Source organism: Arsenicicoccus dermatophilus (assembly GCF_046267915.1).
Lineage (GTDB): Bacteria > Actinomycetota > Actinomycetes > Actinomycetales > Dermatophilaceae > Arsenicicoccus > Arsenicicoccus dermatophilus_A.
Window position 1 is genome coordinate 873,474 of record NZ_CP176520.1, and the last position, 16,599, is coordinate 890,072.

The 16,599-nt window shown below is 71.6% G+C and carries 18 protein-coding genes; 13 read left to right on the top strand and 5 right to left on the bottom strand.

Translation table 11 applies throughout. The features are described 5' to 3' along the window. Window positions 1-78: 78 nt before the first annotated feature. The 4 genes from ACK2IS_RS04455 (at window position 79) to ACK2IS_RS04470 (ending at window position 5,164) form a co-directional block, all read left to right on the top strand. Entirely contained in the window at window positions 79-852 is a 774-nt protein-coding gene (locus tag ACK2IS_RS04455; protein ID WP_409484947.1) for an ABC transporter ATP-binding protein, read from the top strand. Continuing rightward, the gene (locus ACK2IS_RS04460) at window positions 849-1,625 is read left to right on the top strand and encodes an ABC transporter permease (RefSeq protein ID WP_409484948.1); all 777 of its coding nucleotides are present in this window, start codon (window positions 849-851) and stop codon (window positions 1,623-1,625) included. Before ACK2IS_RS04455 ends, ACK2IS_RS04460 begins: the two co-directional genes overlap by 4 nt. A 51-nt stretch (window positions 1,626-1,676) precedes the next feature. Next, a complete protein-coding gene (locus tag ACK2IS_RS04465) occupies window positions 1,677-3,950 on the top strand; it encodes an ATP-binding cassette domain-containing protein (RefSeq protein WP_409484949.1) in 2,274 nt (757 codons plus the stop codon). 146 nt (window positions 3,951-4,096) lie between these two features. After that, window positions 4,097-5,164, top strand: coding sequence for an IS481 family transposase (locus ACK2IS_RS04470; RefSeq protein ID WP_409484950.1), 1,068 nt, complete (start codon window positions 4,097-4,099; stop codon window positions 5,162-5,164). Here the strand turns inward: ACK2IS_RS04470 and ACK2IS_RS04475 are convergent. Further along, complete coding sequence (locus ACK2IS_RS04475) at window positions 5,066-5,395, bottom strand: hypothetical protein (RefSeq protein WP_409484951.1); 330 nt, start codon at window positions 5,393-5,395, stop codon at window positions 5,066-5,068. The genes ACK2IS_RS04470 and ACK2IS_RS04475 overlap by 99 nt on opposite strands. A 308-nt stretch (window positions 5,396-5,703) precedes the next feature. Here ACK2IS_RS04475 and ACK2IS_RS04480 point away from each other — a divergent pair, with 308 nt between their 5' ends. After that, window positions 5,704-5,931, top strand: a complete 228-nt coding sequence (locus tag ACK2IS_RS04480) for a hypothetical protein (protein ID WP_409484952.1) — start codon at window positions 5,704-5,706, stop codon at window positions 5,929-5,931. A gap of 339 nt (window positions 5,932-6,270) precedes the next feature. Here ACK2IS_RS04480 and ACK2IS_RS04485 read toward each other — a convergent pair whose 3' ends face one another. Then, entirely contained in the window at window positions 6,271-6,768 is a 498-nt protein-coding gene (locus ACK2IS_RS04485) for an N-acetyltransferase family protein (protein ID WP_409484953.1), read from the bottom strand. Next, a complete protein-coding gene (msrA, locus tag ACK2IS_RS04490) occupies window positions 6,765-7,517 on the bottom strand; it encodes a peptide-methionine (S)-S-oxide reductase MsrA (RefSeq protein WP_409484954.1) in 753 nt (250 codons plus the stop codon). Before msrA ends, ACK2IS_RS04485 begins: the two co-directional genes overlap by 4 nt. 105 nt (window positions 7,518-7,622) lie before the next feature. Between msrA and ACK2IS_RS04495 the strand changes: the two genes are divergently transcribed. Beyond that, window positions 7,623-8,978, top strand: a complete 1,356-nt coding sequence (locus tag ACK2IS_RS04495; RefSeq protein WP_409484955.1) for a glutamate mutase L — start codon at window positions 7,623-7,625, stop codon at window positions 8,976-8,978. Between the two features lie 85 nt (window positions 8,979-9,063). Here ACK2IS_RS04495 and greA read toward each other — a convergent pair whose 3' ends face one another. Continuing rightward, window positions 9,064-9,555, bottom strand: coding sequence for a transcription elongation factor GreA (gene greA, locus ACK2IS_RS04500; RefSeq protein WP_409484956.1), 492 nt, complete (start codon window positions 9,553-9,555; stop codon window positions 9,064-9,066). Between the two features lie 180 nt (window positions 9,556-9,735). Beyond that, the gene (locus ACK2IS_RS04505) at window positions 9,736-10,170 is read right to left on the bottom strand and encodes a DUF4307 domain-containing protein (RefSeq protein ID WP_409484957.1); all 435 of its coding nucleotides are present in this window, start codon (window positions 10,168-10,170) and stop codon (window positions 9,736-9,738) included. A 118-nt stretch (window positions 10,171-10,288) separates the two neighbouring features. Here ACK2IS_RS04505 and mca point away from each other — a divergent pair, with 118 nt between their 5' ends. The 7 genes from mca to ACK2IS_RS04540 all read left to right on the top strand — a co-directional run bounded on the left by mca (window position 10,289) and on the right by ACK2IS_RS04540 (window position 16,588). Further along, the gene (mca, locus tag ACK2IS_RS04510; protein WP_409485630.1) at window positions 10,289-11,260 is read left to right on the top strand and encodes a mycothiol conjugate amidase Mca; all 972 of its coding nucleotides are present in this window, start codon (window positions 10,289-10,291) and stop codon (window positions 11,258-11,260) included. After that, window positions 11,257-11,526, top strand: a complete 270-nt coding sequence (locus ACK2IS_RS04515; protein ID WP_409484958.1) for a hypothetical protein — start codon at window positions 11,257-11,259, stop codon at window positions 11,524-11,526. Before mca ends, ACK2IS_RS04515 begins: the two co-directional genes overlap by 4 nt. A 2-nt stretch (window positions 11,527-11,528) precedes the next feature. Further along, a complete protein-coding gene (locus ACK2IS_RS04520) occupies window positions 11,529-12,293 on the top strand; it encodes an isoprenyl transferase (protein ID WP_409484959.1) in 765 nt (254 codons plus the stop codon). A 285-nt stretch (window positions 12,294-12,578) separates the two neighbouring features. Next, on the top strand, window positions 12,579-13,814 hold the full coding sequence (locus ACK2IS_RS04525; protein ID WP_409485631.1) for a PhoH family protein: 1,236 nt from the start codon (window positions 12,579-12,581) through the stop codon (window positions 13,812-13,814). A gap of 85 nt (window positions 13,815-13,899) precedes the next feature. Further along, window positions 13,900-14,148: a ferrous iron transport protein A gene (locus ACK2IS_RS04530; protein WP_409484960.1), complete on the top strand. Its 249-nt coding sequence runs from the start codon at window positions 13,900-13,902 to the stop codon at window positions 14,146-14,148. Continuing rightward, on the top strand, window positions 14,145-16,277 hold the full coding sequence (feoB, locus tag ACK2IS_RS04535; protein ID WP_409484961.1) for a ferrous iron transport protein B: 2,133 nt from the start codon (window positions 14,145-14,147) through the stop codon (window positions 16,275-16,277). Before ACK2IS_RS04530 ends, feoB begins: the two co-directional genes overlap by 4 nt. Then, window positions 16,274-16,588, top strand: a complete 315-nt coding sequence (locus ACK2IS_RS04540; RefSeq protein WP_409484962.1) for a FeoC-like transcriptional regulator — start codon at window positions 16,274-16,276, stop codon at window positions 16,586-16,588. Before feoB ends, ACK2IS_RS04540 begins: the two co-directional genes overlap by 4 nt. The last annotated feature ends 11 nt before the right edge of the window (window positions 16,589-16,599 follow it).

Sequence of the window (16,599 nt, forward strand, 5' to 3'; positions counted from 1 at the left end):
CTCCTTTCGCTACCCGGAATATATCCGCGATCTGTACCGTACACTGTACGGTACAGAGCATCGTGAGAGGAGTTCGAGATGACGGTGGTTCTTGAAGCGGACGGCTTGACCAAGCGGTTTGCCGGACAGGATGTGGCTGCGGTCGACGGCGTGGACCTTCGCCTGCAGGAGGGGCGCGTGCTGGCGCTGCTGGGTGCGAATGGCGCCGGGAAGACGACGACCCTGCGGATGCTGACTACGCTCACCCGCCCTTCGAGCGGTAGCGCTCGGGTCGCGGGGGCGGACATCAGCACCAGCGGTTCTGAGGTCCGCCGCCGGATCGGTGTGGTGGGGCAGTACGCGGCCCTGGACGAGGTGCTGTCGGGCCACACAAACCTCGTCCTATTCGGGCGCCTGCTGGGGCTGGCTCCCGCTGCGGCTCGACAGCGGGCTACGGAGCTGCTATCGCAGTTCGACCTCATCGAGGCCGCTGGGCGTCCGGTGGGTCAGTACTCGGGTGGGATGCGCCGACGCATCGATCTTGCGGTGGCGCTCATCAACCGTCCGCAGGTGTTGTTCGTCGACGAGCCCACCACCGGACTGGACCCGGTGGCGCGCCGTTCACTCTGGACCGCAGTGCGCGCCCTCGTCGCCGAGGGGACCGCAGTCGTCCTGACGACCCAGTACCTGGAGGAAGCAGACGCCCTGGCCGACGACGTGGTCTTCCTGCGCGACGGATCGGTCGTACTGGCCGGATCCATCGACGAGCTGCGCCTCGCCGCAGGACCTCCGCGGACCGAGACTCGCCCACCCTCGCTCGAAGAGCTCTACCTGACCTTGTACGCCCCGACCGCTGCGGAGGAAAACCGATGAGCCGCGCAACGACCCAGTCCTTCGTCCTCGCCGGTCGGACGTTCCGCCACTGGCGAGCCCAGCCGGTCCCCTTCCTGGTCAACCTGCTTTTCCCGACCATGGTCTTGCTCATGATGGGCGGCCTGCTCGGTGGCGCCATCGCCGGCGACCTGCACACCTACTTCCGGTACGCGGTTCCAGGGGTCCTGGCCGTGGCGATGCTCTTCGGTCTAGAAGGAACGATGCTCGCGATCACCACGGACGCGAAGAACGCAATCACCGACAGGCTCCGATCCCTACCCATCTCGGGCACTGCCGTCCCGGCGGGACGCTGTCTGGCCGACATGGCGGCTTCGACGCTGACGCTGGCTACAACGTGCGTCGCCGGCCTTCTCATGGGGTGGCGGCCCAGCAGCTGGACCGGTCTCGTCGAGGCCGCGCTGCTACTTCTCGCCTTCCGCTTCGCGCTCCTATGGGTCGGGGTGTTCGCCGGTCTGCGCGCCACCTCGCCGGAGGTGGTCGTCGCGGTCCAGATCCTCGTGTGGCCGATCAGCATGCTCTCGTCAGTATTCGTCGATCCGGCGACCATGCCTGGCTGGCTGGCTGCCGTCGCTGAATGGAACCCCTTGTCAGCAGCCGCCAACGCCGCCCGGGAGCTGACCGGATCACCCGCCTTCAGCTCCGCCACCTGGGCGGGGGATCACGCCGTGATCCTCTCGTTGGCCATGTCAGGCGTCGCCGCAGCGGTCTTCGCACCCCTGGCCGTGCGCGCCTACCGCAACCTCGACGACTGACCCGCCTTGATCGACTCCACGCCTCACGTCCCTGTGCCGAGGAAGGTGCCCATGACCCTCAACGAGATTCGCGTGCGCGGCGCACGCCAGAACAACCTCCAGAACATCGACCTCGACCTGACCAAGCACAGCCTGATCGTCGTCGTCGGCGTCTCTGGGTCAGGGAAGTCGTCCCTGGTCTTCGACACCATCGCCGCCGAAGCACAACGCCAGATCAACTCCACCTACAGCGCGTTCGCGCAGAACTACCTACCCTCCTACGGACGCCCCGACGTCGACCTGCTCGAGAACCTGTCGGCCGCCGTCGTCATCGAGCAACGACGTCTCGTCGGCGGGCCCCGTTCCACGGTGGCGACCTTCACCGACATCGGTGACTGGATGCGGATGCTCTGGTCACGCGGGGCCACCCCGCACGTCGGGTCCTCCTACACCTTCTCGTTCAACGACCCAGCCGGCATGTGCCCCACCTGCCACGGGCTGGGCCGGGAGAAGGCTCTCGACGTCGAGGCCTTCCTCGACGAAGCGCGCTCGCTGCGCGAAGGCCCCTTCCGCCACCCCGACTACAAGGCCGGGTCACTCGCCTGGCGCCGCTACGCGCACAGCGGGCTGTTCGACATCGACGTGCCGATCGAGCAGTACTCAACCAAGGAACGCCACCTACTTCTCGATGCGCAGCCCGGTGAGGTCGAGCCCACCGGCCTCCATGCGCTCCCGGGCGAGTACGAGGGGGTCTTGCTGCGCTTCAGGCGAATCCAGCTCGCCAAGGACCCTGCCCAGCTCAAGGGCGAGGCCAAGAAGGCCTACGACAGGCTGGTTACCGAGCAGTCGTGTACCGACTGCGGTGGCACACGGTTGAGCGCGGCTGCCCGCGCCGCATACATCGACGGGCTCACGCTCCCCGCCGCTTACGCGATGCAGGTCAGCGACCTGAGCGACACAATGCGCGCATGGGACCTCGGCCCGCTGTGCACCGTCGTCGACGAGATCACCACCCAGCTCGACCGCCTCACAGAGCTGGGGCTGGGCTATCTCAGCCTCGATCGGGCCACCGCCACCTTGTCCGGGGGCGAGGCGCAACGGGTGCGCATGGTCGCGCACCTCGGGAGCACCCTCAACGACATGCTGTACGTCTTCGACGAGCCGACGACCGGCCTGCACGCGCGCGACGTCGAACGGCTCGCGCAACTGCTGATCGCTCTGCGCGACAAAGGCAACACCGTCCTCGTCGTGGAGCACGACCCTGCCATCATGGCCATCGCGGACCAGGTCGTCGAGATCGGCCCGGCCCCCGGACCTCACGGCGGCCGGCTCGTCTTCCAGGGCAGTTTCGAACAACTCCGCGCCGCGGACACCCCAACGGGGAGGGCACTGCGCGCCCACCACGTCACCGAGCGCGAACCCCGCGCGGCCACCGGTCTGCTGCGCATCGAGCATGCCCGTTCTTACAATCTGCGTGACGTCAGCATCGACATCCCCCTCGGCATCCTCACCGTCGTGACGGGCGTCGCGGGCTCGGGGAAATCCTCCCTGATCCACGGGCACCTACCCCAGGTGGCTCCCGACGCGGTCCTCGTCGACCAAGGCGCGATCCGCGGTTCGCGCCGCTCCACGCCAGCGTCCTGGACCGGCATGCTTGACGAAATCCGTCGCATCTACGCCAAGACGACAGGCCAGCCCGCCGGGCTCTTCTCACCCAACGCCGACGGCGGCTGCCGCGCCTGCGAGGGCACCGGCCTGACCTTCATCGACCTCGGCTTCGCCGATTCCGTCACTACCCCCTGCGAGACATGCGAGGGCCGGCGCTTCCGCCCAGGCGCCCTACGACACGCAGTGAACGGACTGACCATCGCGGACGTCTTCGAGCTGACCATCGACGAGGCCCGCGACCACTTCACCGACACCCGCCTCGACCGCCTGCTCACCACCGCCTCCCAAGTCGGGCTCGGCTACGTCACCCTCGGACAAAACCTCACTACCTTGTCCGGCGGTGAACGACAGCGTCTCAAGCTGGCTCGCGAGCTCACGGCCGGCGCGAACATCATCGTCCTGGATGAACCCACCACAGGACTGCACCCGATCGACACCGGCCGGCTCGTCGACCTGTTGCACCACCTCGTGGATGACGGCCGCACCGTCATCGTCATCGAGCATGACCTCGACGTGATCGCAGCCGCCGACTACGTCATCGACCTCGGACCCGATGGCGGACACAACGGCGGACTCGTGCAGTTCGCCGGCAGCGTCACCGACCTCGTCCGCACAGCCACCCATACGGGTAAGTACCTCCGTCGGCATCTGCAAACCCGGCTGTCCCGGAGGGCCTGACCGACGGACCCGCATCCGAGGCCGATCCGCCACGGCCAGCTTCGCTGACCGCCTCACTGAGCACCAGCTAGCCCGCCGAGTTCCCACGTCCTTCGCCTGAGCGGGAGCAACTAACAGGGCGACCTTCACAGACACCCGGAGCCGAAATGACACACGCCAACGCAGCTCTTACCCCACGCCACCGCGTGAAGGTCGCCCGTCTCGTCGTCGATGACGGTTATTCGATCAGCGAGGTCGCCGCCTGCTCCCAGGTTTCCTGGCCCACGGTGAAGCGGTGGGTCGACCGGTACGCCGCCGGCGAGTCCATGCTGGATCGGTCGTCGCGCCCGAAGACCTCGCCAGCCAGGACGTCGAGGACGGTGACGAAGCGGTGCGTGAGCCTGCGAATGCGGTTGCGGGAAGGGCCGGTTCAACTCGCCGCACGGCTCGGCATCGCTCCATCCACGGTGCATCGCATCCTCACGACCGCGCGGCTCAACCGGCTGTCGTACGTGGACCGTGCCACCGGTGAGCCGATCCGCCGGTACGAGCATCCCCACCCTGGCTCCCTGGTGCACGTGGACGTGAAGAAGCTCGGGAACATCCCCGACGGCGGCGGCTGGCGCTACGTCGGCCGCCGTCAGGGCGAGAAGAACCGAGCCGCTACCCCAGGAAAGCCACGCAACCAGTACGGCGGCCCGAAGCTCGGGTACGCATTCGTCCACACCGTCATCGACGACTACTCCCGCGTGGCGTACACCGAGGTCCACGATGACGAGACCGCCATCACCGCCGTCGCCGTCCTCCACCGCGCCGTGGAGTGGTTCGCCGACCGGGGCGTCACCATCGAACGTGTCCTGTCGGACAACGGCGGCGCGTACCGGTCGCACCTGTGGCGCGACACCTGCGAGGCGCTGTCCATCACCCCGAAGCGAACCCGCCCGTACCGACCGCAGACCAACGGCAAGGTCGAGAGGTTCCATCGCACCATGGCCGATGGGTGGGCCTACGCCCGCTGCTACCGCAGCGAGCAAGAACGCCGCGACGCGCTCGGACCGTGGCTCAGGCACTACAACTTCACACGTCCTCACACCGCCTGCTGCAATCTGCCACCGGCCTCAAGGTTGGCGCCTCGCTCATCCAGCGGGGTTCTCGCAACGATCGATGTAAAGGCCGAAGGCCTCCATGAAGACCAGTGCGGACAGGCCGGTCGCCAGACTGATGGAACTGTCTGACGCCACGAGGTGAACGGTCTGACCGCCGGGGACCTTCGCGAGGAAAGTCTGATCGGTCCCTAGGGCCACCGAGCAGATCTTGCCGTGCTGGTAGCCGAAAAGTCTGCGCCACTCGGCAACAACGATACGAGCGGTGTCCTTGTCGTGGCGGTCCACGAGGCGCTGGATCTTGGGGATCTCGTCGGTGAGCTTGACCTTGGCCCTGCTCAGCGCGGCATAGTCCAGCCCCATGCGCGCTGCTTCTGCGCGGTAGGCCTTGCCAGCGTCGGCTTAGCGTTCGGCGACTGCCTCGCGGATCGGCAGACTTTCCGCCCTCTTGGCCAGCTCGTCGAGATAGGCCATCTCTGCCTTGAAGTCGTGAATCTCGTACTGCAGCTCCTCCGCGTACCGACCCTAGCCAGGCGAGCCGCTTACCACTCGATCAACGTGTCCGGTCAGTACAGCTAGCCGGAGGGTAAGGTCCTCAGCGCAGCATGAGTGGGCGTATCCGGGGTGCCTTCAGCGTCGCCGAAGCTAGCCACCAGCACTACGGTGCACAGATGAACTCCACGGGAGACGCCCCGGACACCGGCCGCAACCCCTGGGCCACCGCGGCTGAAACGTTCGCAGCCTTCTTCCTCGGGTCGCTCCTGTACCGGCTCATCGTCCACCTGACCGGCTGGCACGAGTACACGCTGGGCGAATCCGTGGTCTTCGCGCTCTTCATGGGGTGCCTGACGGCCATGGTCATGCCCTTGATCGACCGGTCCACCACACGCCGGTCCTGAACGTCAGACCGAGGCCGCGGCCGCTGTAACGGTCTGAGGGGCACCCCTGTCGACATGACGCTGCTGTCCCCACCGCGCAGCGTCGCAGTGCGACGGTCGGGCCAGAAGCGCGAGCAGCTCACGGGGCCGACGTTCGCTCCTGGCCTGGACAAGGTCGCGGCAGGCGCCCACCGGATGCCCCGCCCTTGATGCCCGGGAGCCGGGCCAGGTCCGGGCCGACCCCCGCGCCCTGGTGAACCTGATCGTGGTCGCGGCCGGCCACGCGGACGCCGCCCTGTGCCGGCGCCGATCCGCCCCGCGATGGCCGTCCTGACCCGCCCCCTGCGGCGGGTCCGACCGTCACCGCAGGTCGAGGAGCATGGTGTCGGCCTCGCCGCAGCGTCCCACGGCACGGAAGCCCAGCTGCGCGAACAGCTCTGCCGCGCCGTTGCCGTCCTCCACGGACAGGCTCACGCCCTGGGCGCTCTCGGCCCTCAGCCGGTCGAGCAGGCGGCGCAGCAGCTCACGGCCCACCCCCTGCCGGCGGTGCGGCTCGAAGACGCAGACGCTCAGCTCGGGGATGTCGTCCGCCGCATACCCGGAGCCGGGCTCGGTGCTCGAGAACCTCCGCGTCCAGGCCACGGCGACCGTCTCGTGGTCGTCCTGGGCGACCACCCCGACGTCACCGCGCCGTCGCCCGAAGCCGACGAACAGGTGCGCCAGCTCGGGGATCTCGCGGATCTCCTCGCGGGTGTGGCGCACCCGCGACCAGCTCGCGCACACCCAGGTGGCGACCTCCAGCAGCTCCTCGTCGTCGGCCGTGGCGTCCCGCCATTCCAGGGTGTCGAGCAGGCTCATCGCGGCGGTCGCACGTCGGTCTGCGCCACGTCCGTCCGCGCCGGCGGTGCTACGTCGGTCTGGGCCGGCAGGTCGGCGGCCGACACCAGACCGACCGGGCAGGAGTAGCCGTTGGGCCCGTGGTTGCAGTAACCACCGGGGTTCTTGTGGAGGTACTGCTGGTGGTAGTCCTCGGCGAAGTAGAAGGGACCCGCCTCGGCGGCCGGCCGCAGCTCGGTGGTGACGTGCCCGTGCCCGCGGGAGGTGAGCAGCCGGTCGAAGGCCTCGCACGCCGCCCGCGCCTGGGCGCCCTGCAGGTCGGTGGTCCAGTAGATCGCCGAGCGGTACTGCGTGCCGACGTCGTTGCCCTGGCGGTCGGCGGTCGTCGGGTCGTGGTTCTCCAGCAGCGTTGCGACGAGCCGGTCCGCCCCGACCACGGCGGGGTCGTAGGCCACCAGCACCGTCTCGGTGTGCCCGGTCCGCCCCGTGCACGTCTCCTCGTAGGTCGGGTGGGGGGTGAACCCGCCCATGTAGCCCACCGCCGTGCCGACCACGCCGGGCACCTGCCACAGGATCCGCTCCAGCCCCCAGAAGCATCCGCCCGCCAGGTGGATGACCTCGGCCGGGTGCCCCGACGAGGTCGTCCAGGGGCCGGTCAGCGGCGCGTCCAGGACGGTATGCCGGGCGGCGAGCCCCGGCATCGGGTCCGGACGACCCGGCAGGGCCTGGTCGGCGGTCACCATCACGGGCTCGGGGCGTCCGAAGATCATGGCGTCGAGTGTCCCACGGGTGCCGGGGCGTCGTGGATCTCGGCATACCACCGAGACGCCCGGCCCGGGCTCGGCCTGTCCGCACGGCTGGATAGCCTGTCCGCCATGGCACAGATCCTCTGCGTGGACGTGGGCTCGACGTTCACCAAGGGGGTGCTCGTCGACACCGCGACGGGCGCCCTCGTCGCGCGAGCCGAGACCCCCACCACCGTGCAGACCGACGTGCTCGACGGCTATCGCACGCTGCGGCAGCTGATCGCCGCCCTACCGATCACCACGGACGGCGACCCGCGCGTCGTGGACGAGGTCCTCGTCAGCTCCAGCGCGGGCGGCGGGCTGCGGCTGGCGGTCGTGGGATACGAGCGGCGGGTGACGGCGGAGGCCGGGCACCGGGTGGGCCTGAGCGCCGGCGCCAAGGTGGTGCACGTCGCCGCGGGCGAGCTGTCCGGCCTGGACGTGCGCGAGCTGCGGGCCGCCCGCCCCGACGTGGTGCTCCTGGTCGGCGGGACCGACGGCGGCAACGCGGACGTGCTGCTGCACAACGCCACCCGCCTGGCCCGGATGCGCGTCAAGAACCCGGTCGTGGTCGCGGGCAACGTCGAGGTGCGCGACCAGGTCGCCGAGGTGCTCGCCTCGACCGGGAGGCGGTACGTCGTGACCGACAACGTCCTGCCCCGCATCGGCGTGATCGAGCCCGCGGGTGCCCGGCGCGCGATCCGTGAGGTCTTCCTGGAGCACGTCATCGGGGGCAAGGGCCTGTCCCGGGGCCGGACCTTCGCGCACCTGGTGCGGGCGGCCACCCCCGACGCCGTGCTCGCCGGGGTCGAGGTCCTGGCCGCCCGGCACGGCGGGGACGTGCTGGTGGTGGACGTGGGGGGAGCGACCACCGACGTCTACTCCGTGATCGAGCCGCAGGGCGAGGACGCCACGCTGCGTCGGCACGTGGTGGCGACGATGTGGGCGATGCGGACCGTCGAGGGCGACCTCGGCATGCGGTGGAACGCCCCCACCGTGGTCGAGGCGGCCGGCGCCGAGGGGCTGCCGGTCACCCCCGAGCTCGAGGCGTATGCCGAGCGGGTGGGCGCGGACACCGGGCACCTGCCCCAGGACCCGGGCGAGCACGAGCACGACGCGACGCTGGCCCGGCTCGCCGCGGTGATCGCCGTCCGCCGCCACGCCCGCCCCGACCGCCCGACCGGCGACGTCAGCCTGGTGCTCGGGTCCGGCGGGGTGCTGCGGCACGGCGACCTGCTGAGCGGGGGAGTGCGGGCGGGCGGTCGCAGCGTGGCCGCCGACGTGCTGGGCGCCGTGACCTCGGACTGGGCGGGCGGCTGGCGGGTGCCGGACCGGGCGCGGGTGGCCGTGGACCGGGACTACCTGCTGTGCGCCGTCGGGCTGCTCGCCGAGGTGGATCGCGAGGCAGCGGGCCGGGTGGCCGACCGCCTCCTGTGGCGCCCCTGATCGACGCGCCGTTCCGTGCCGGCGGACGACACCGGGCCCGGCTGCTCGCTGCAGCCGGGCCCGTCATCGGTGAGGTCAGGTCAGGTCAGGCTGGGTAGGGCTTGGCCTCCTTGATGGTGACCTCGATGGTCTTGCCGTTGGGCGCCTCGTAGGACGCCGCGTCGCCGCGCTTCTTGCCGTTGATCGCGGCGCCGAGCGGGGACTTCTCGGAGTAGACCTCGAGGTCCTCGTCGCCGGCCATCTCGCGCGACCCGAGCAGGAAGGTCAGGTCGTCGCCGAAGAGATCGACGGTCACGACCATGCCCGGCTCGACGATCCCGTCGTCCTTGGGTGCCTCACCCACCTTGGCGGTCTGCAGGAGCTGGGTCAGCTGGCGGATGCGGGCCTCCATCTTGCCCTGCTCCTCCTTGGCCGCGTGGTAGCCGCCGTTCTCCTTGAGGTCGCCCTCGTCGCGGGCGGCCTCGATGCGCTTGGCGATCTCGGTGCGGCCGGGGCCGGACAGCTGCTCGAGCTCGCCCTTGAGGCGGTCGTAGGCCTCCTGGGTCAGGAAGCTCTGCGGAGCGGTGGTCTCGGTCACGGTGGTCTCCTGGTCTTCGGGGTCGCGGCGGCGGCCCCGAAAGCTCTCGTTCAACGAAGGAGCCGGGGCGCGCTCTGCGGCGACCCGGCACATGAAGCCTCGATGGTACCAACTGGACCCGTCCGAAGGTCGGACCCAGTGCCGAAGTGACGCAGCGTTCACCCCCGGCTCCGGGGCGGGTCACGCGCGGGTGCACCTCTTGATCGTGCCGGTGACGGCGCGGGAGGTGGTGCGGACGGTCACCTGCCTGCGGGTGACGGCGCGTCCGTCGGGGGGGAGGGTGACCTGCAGCGTCCCGACCCGGCCGAAGGACGCGTCGAGGGCCTGGACCTCGCAGGAGACGGTCCACCCGTCAGGGCGGTCGACGTCGAAGGTCACGGAGACCGTGCGGTCGTCGACGACCTGGTAGCCCAGCACCCTCGGGGTGATGACGCCGGTGGCGTTCTGGACCCCGATCCACACGAGCAGCGCGGTGAGCGGCACGAGCAGCAGCGCGGCGACCAGCCACCACCGGCGGGGTCCGAGACGTGGCACCGTGGGCTGGCTCAGCTCCTCGTCGTACGCGCTCTGGCCGGTGTCCGGCGGGCGGTCTCCCGTGGTGCCGAGGTCGGACACGTCGGACTCCTTGCCGTCTGCCGGGTCGTCTGCGAGGGGCACAATGGTGCCCGCCACCACCGTAGTCCGCCCGGAAGGACCCCTCGTGACCGACACCGCCCGCGGCCCGCTGCGCCTCATGTGCGTGCACGCGCACCCCGACGACGAGTCGAGCAAGGGTGCGGCAGCCATGGCTCGCTACCGCGCCGAGGGTCACGAGGTCATGGTGGTGACCTGCACGGGCGGCGAGCGCGGGGACGTGCTCAACCCCAGGCTCAAGAACGACGCCCACGTGCTGCGCGACCTGGCCGAGGTGCGGCGCCAGGAGATGGCCCGGGCCCGGGAGATCCTGGACGTCCGGCAGGTGTGGCTGGGCTTCGTGGACTCCGGTCTGCCCGAGGGCGATCCGCTGCCGCCGCTGCCGCACGGCTGCTTCGCCCTGGAGCCGCTGGAGTGCCCGACCGAGGCCCTGGTGCGGGTGATCCGCGAGTTCCGGCCGCACGTGCTGACGACGTACGACGAGAACGGCGGCTATCCCCACCCGGACCACGTGATGACGCACACCGTCACGATGGCCGCGTGGGAGGCGGCGGGCGACCCCGACCGTTACCCGCACGCGGGGGAGCCCTGGCAGCCGCTCAAGGTCTACTACAACCAGACCTTCTCCCAGGCGCGGGTCCTCGCGCTGCACGAGGCGATGCTGGCCGACGGGCTGCCGAGCCCCTACGCCGACTGGCTCGCCCGCTACGAGGACCGGCCGGTCCGCACCGTGACGACCAGGGTGCGGTGCGACGAGTGGTTCCCGGTGCGCGACGCCGCCCTGCTCGCCCACGCCACCCAGATCGACCCGGACGGCTTCTTCTTCGCCGTTCCCCTGGAGGTCCAGGCCCGGGTCTGGCCGTACGACGACTACGAGTGCGGTGTGTCGTACGTCCCGATCGAGGAGGGCGAGGACGACCTGTTCGCGGGGCTCGGTACGCTCGCGGAGGCCGACGCGATGGCCCGCCGCCCCGACCTCGTGCTGGCCTACGACGGGCGACCCGTCGACGATGCCCACGCCGCCGGCGCCCGCCCGGACGACGCCGACGACGACGAGCAGGAGCGACCATGAACCCCGGTGGCAGCACCAACGACATCTACAACCAGATCGGGCCGGGCTTCGCGGCGTTCGTGGTAATCTTCGCGCTGGCCCTGGCGGTGTGGTTCCTCGGTCGCAGCATGACCAGGCACCTGCGGACCGTGCGCTACGCCGAGGCGCAGGAGCAGCAGGAGCGGGAGGCCGCGCGGTCGGCGGGCGACCGGTCCCACGACGGGCCCGACGACGGGCCCGGGGGCGGCCCGGCCGGCACGCCCGGCACCTGCGGCCGGAGGGCCTAGCCGTGCGCACCAGCGCCAATCCCCTCTACTCGGCCTACGAGCGCCGGCTGCTCGGGCAGCTGCCGGCCGAGCGCCTGCCGCGGCACGTCGGGGTGATGCTCGACGGCAACCGTCGGTGGGCCCGGGCCAAGGGCGCGGGCACGGCCGAGGGGCACCAGGCCGGCGCCGACCGCATCGAGCACCTGCTCACCTGGTGCGACGAGGTGGGCATCGAGTTCGTCACGCTGTGGCTGCTGTCCACCGACAACCTCACCCGCCCGGAGGCCGAGCTGGCCCCGCTGCTGGGGATCATCGAGTCGGCGGTGGCGTCGCTGGCCGAGCAGCAGCGCTGGCGGATCCGGCTGGTGGGGGCGCTGGACCTGCTGCCCCCGGAGACGGCGGCGCGGCTGCGGGCGGCCGAGGCGGCCACGGCCGACCTCGAGGGGCTCGTGTGCAACATCGCCGTCGGGTACGGCGGGCGGCGCGAGATCGCGGACGCGGTCAAGGACCTGCTGCGCGCCGAGGCGGCCCGGGGACGCTCCCTGGACGAGATCGTCGAGTCCCTGGACGTGGACCAGATCGCCGACCACCTCTACACCAAGGGGCAGCCCGACCCCGACCTGGTGATCCGCACGAGCGGGGAGCAGCGGATCGGGGGCTTCCTGCTGTGGCAGTCGATCCACAGCGAGTTCTACTTCTGCGAGGCCTACTGGCCGGACTTCCGCCGCGTCGACTTCCTGCGCGCGTTGCGGTCCTACGCCGACCGCGAGCGTCGCTTCGGGTCGTGACGCCACCGGGCCGCGCGCGGGGGCGTCCGTGGCTCGGCCCGCGGCTGTCGGACGCGCCCGGGCACGGGGAGGGGCGGGTGTCCTCCAGGGCCTGGTCGGTGAACATCTGCTGAATGCCAGGACACCCCGTCGTCCTGACCGGGCGCACCTGCCTGCCCCGCCCTAGCGTGAGGGCAACCCGGCGCACGGGCGCCGGGAGGAGGAGGCATCGTGGATCACAGCAGCTCTCGGCAGCGCCGGACCTATGTCGTCGACACGTCCGTGCTGCTGTCCGATCCCAAGGCGATGACGCGGTTCGCGGAGCACGAGGTGGTGCTCCCGGTCGTGGTGGTGACCGAGCTCGAGGCCAAGCGTCACCACCCCGAGCTCGGCTACTTCGCCCGCCAGGCGCTGCGGCTCCTGGACGACCTGCGCGTCAAGGAGGGCCGGCTGGACGACGAGGTCCCCGTCGGTGACTCCGGCGGCACCCTGCGGGTGGAGCTCAACCACTCCGACCCGCTGGTCCTGCCGGACGGCTTCCGCCTGGGCGACAACGACACCCGCATCCTGTCGGTCGCCAAGAGCCTCGCCGACGAGGGCCGTGCGGTCACCGTGGTGAGCAAGGACCTGCCGATGCGGGTCAAGGCGGCCGCGGTGGGTCTGGACGCCGAGGAGTACCGCCACGAGTGGAAGGTCGACTCCGGCTGGACCGGCATCGCCGAGCTCGCCCTCACCGCCGAGCAGCTCGACGGGCTCTACGAGAGCGGCCGGATCGAGGTGCCCGAGGCCGAGGAGCTCCCGGTGCACACCGGGCTGCTGCTGTCCTCCCCGCGCGGCAGCGGACTGGGCCGGGTCGGCGCGGACGGCGCGGTGCGGCACGTGCGCGGCGACCGTGACGCCTTCGGGCTGCACGGCCGCTCCGCCGAGCAGCGGATCGCGCTGGACCTGCTCCTGGACCCCGACGTCGGGATCGTCTCGCTCGGCGGCAGCGCCGGCACCGGCAAGTCCGCCCTGGCGCTGTGCGCCGGCCTGGAGGCGGTGATGGAGCGGCGCCAGCACCGCAAGGTGATCGTGTTCCGCCCGTTGTATGCCGTCGGCGGGCAGGAGCTCGGATACCTGCCCGGCACCGAGAACGACAAGATGGGGCCCTGGGCGCAGGCGGTCTTCGACACCCTCGGCGCGGTCGTGTCCGCCGAGGTGGTCGAGGAGATCATCGACCGCGGGCTGCTCGAGGTGCTGCCGCTCACCCACATCCGCGGCCGGTCCCTGCACGACGCCTTCGTGATCGTCGACGAGGCGCAGTCGCTGGAGCGCAACGTCCTGCTCACCGTGCTCTCGCGCATCGGGCAGAACTCACGGGTGGTCCTCACCCACGACGTCGCCCAGCGGGACAACCTGCGGGTCGGCCGCCACGACGGCGTCGCCGCGGTCATCGAGACGCTCAAGGGGCACCCGCTCTTCGCCCACGTCACGCTGACCCGGTCCGAGCGCAGCCCGATCGCGGCGCTGGTCACGGACCTGCTCGAGGGCCTGGAGCTCTGAGGCGCGCCGGGGCCGGCTGCGGTCGGGCGGACCGTGCGAGGCATCCTTCGGTGAGGGTTACCTAACCAGGGGCTAGACTCGTGACATGAGTCCCGCCACGACGCTGCAGTCGGTCCCGGAGCGCCGCCCGGTGCGGCTGGGACCGGTCGACCTGCCGCTCGCCCCGCGCCGGCGGCTCGCCGAGCTGGGGCTGCGGACCGGCGCCACCGTGGAGGTCGTGCACCGCACGGCCGGCGGGGGCCGGGTCGTGGCGGTCGCCGGGGCTCGCATCGCCCTGGACCGCCGGACCGCCCAGGGCATCCAGGTCGTCGCCGCCGCGGGGGAGCGCGCATGACCGCCCCCTCCGGGACGGCCGCGTCCGAGGCCGTCGCCGGCACCGTGTCCCCGGTCGGCGCCGGCACCGTGTCCCCGGTCGGCGCGGCGGCCCCTGGCGCCTCGTCCAGCCAGGCCATCACCGGCAGCACCGTCCCCTCCTGCCACAGCGACGCCGGTGGACCGGCTGCCGCGGCGGGGTCGCCCGTCGTCGCACTCGCCGGCTCGCCCAACGTCGGCAAGTCCACGCTGTTCAACACCCTCACCGGTGCCCGCCGCCAGGTCGGCAACTGGCCCGGCACCTCCGTCGAGGTCGGCCGTGGCGCCTGGCGCACCCCCGTGCCGGAGCTACCGGAGGTCGACCTGGTCGACCTGCCCGGCGCCTACTCCCTGGACCCGGCCTCGCCCGACGAGGAGCTCACCCGCGCCCTGCTGGTCGACAAGCCGCAGGCCGAGCGACCCGACCTGGTCGTCGTCGCCGCGGACGCCGCCCACCTGGCCCGCAGCCTCTACCTCGTCGCCCAGGTCCGCGAGCACGCCCTGCGCGTCGTGGTGGCCCTGACGATGTCCGACGTCGCCGCCCGCCGCGGGATCGCCGTCGACCCCACCGCGCTCGGCCAGGCGCTCGACCTGCCCGTCGTCGCCGTCGACCCCCGGCGCCGGACCGGCACCGACGACCTCGCCGCAGCCGTCGCCACCACGCTGGCGCGCCCGGTGCCGCCCCCGCGGGCGGCGGGCCCCGGGTCGCCCTCCGGCATACCGCCGGAGCACCCCGACGGCGCCGACCCGGCCGGGCCCGTCGACCCGGTCGACGCCGAGCTGGCTCGCGCCGACGAGCGCTTCGCCTGGGTGGAGACCGCGCTCGCGAGGGCGGTCCGCGCCGACGAGCGCGCCCGCACCGGGTGGACCGACCGGCTCGACGGCGTCGCGACCTCCCCGCTGTGGGGACCGCTGGTCTTCCTGGTCGCGATGTGGGGCGTCTTCCAGACGACCACCACCGTCGCCAAGCCGCTGCAGAGCGGGCTCGACGCCTTCTTCAAGGGTCCCGTCACCCAGGCCGCGCGCTCCGGGCTCGGGCTCCTGGGGCTGGCCGGCGGTCCGGTCGAGGGCCTGGTCGTCGACGGTCTGGTCGCGGGCGTGGGGATGCTGCTGACCTTCGTGCCGCTGATGGCCTTGATGTTCCTGCTGCTGTCGCTCCTGGAGGACACCGGCTACATGGCGCGCGCGGCCGTGGTCACGGACCGGCTGATGCGCTCCATCGGGCTGCCCGGACGAGCCTTCCTGCCCCTGGTGGTCGGCTTCGGCTGCAACGTCCCGGCCATCGCCGCGACCCGCACCCTGCCGAACGCCCGGCACCGGCTGATGACCGCCCTGCTCGTGCCGCTCACCTCGTGCTCCGCCCGGCTGACGGTCTACGTGCTGCTGGCGACCACCTTCTTCCCCCGGCAGGCGGGCACCGTCGTCTTCGCGATGTACCTCGTCTCGATCCTGCTCGTCGTCGCCTTCGGCCTGGCGCTGCGGGCCACCCTGTGGCGGCACGTGGGGCAGGACCCGCTGATCCTCGACCTGCCGCCCTACCAGCTGCCCCACCCCCGCCTGATGGCGGACCAGACCTGGGTGCGGCTCAAGGGCTTCCTGCGCACGGCCTCGGGCATCATCGTGGCCACCGTGGTCGCCGTCTGGCTGCTGCAGTCCACGCCGATGCCCGGCAAGGGCGGCTTCGGCCACGTCGAGACGGCGGACTCGGTGTATGCCGCCGGCGCCAAGGCCGTCGCTCCGGCCTTCACCCCCGCCGGCTACGGCGACTGGCGGATCTCCTCGGCCCTGGTCGTCGGCTTCGTGGCCAAGGAGGCCGTGATCTCCTCGTGGGCCCAGACGTATGCCGTGTCCGAGCCGGAGAGCGAGCACACCCCCGGCCGGCTCGGGGACGTGGTGCGCGCGGACGTCGAGCGATCCTCCGGCGGGCACGGGCAGGCAGCCGCGCTGGCCTTCATGGTGTTCCTGCTGGCCTACACCCCCTGCGTGGCCACGCTCGCCGCCCAGCGTCGCGAGATCGGTCTGCGGTGGACGGTCTTCGGCGTGGTCATGCAGCTCGCCGCGGCCTGGGGGCTGTCGGTGCTCGTCTTCCAGGTCGTCAGGCTGGTCCTGTGAGCACGCCGGCGTCCGCGAACCCCGGCCCGCTGCGGCAGGTGCTGGTCGCGTTGGAGTCCGGGGCCGGGTCCCTGGACCAGGTCGCCCGCAGCACCGGCCTGCCCCGGTCCTCCGTGGACGCCGCCGTGGACCACCTGGTCCGGATGGGGCGGCTGGACGCGCGGGAGCTGGCGAGCGGGTGCCCCGACGGCGGGTGCGGCAGCTGCGCGTCCGGCACCGTCGACGGCGTCTCCGGGTGCGGGTCGGACGCCCCCTCGCGGCGTCGGTCGGGTCCGGTCCTCGTGCAGCTGTCGGTGCGTCGCCGGTGCTGACGCGTCCGAGC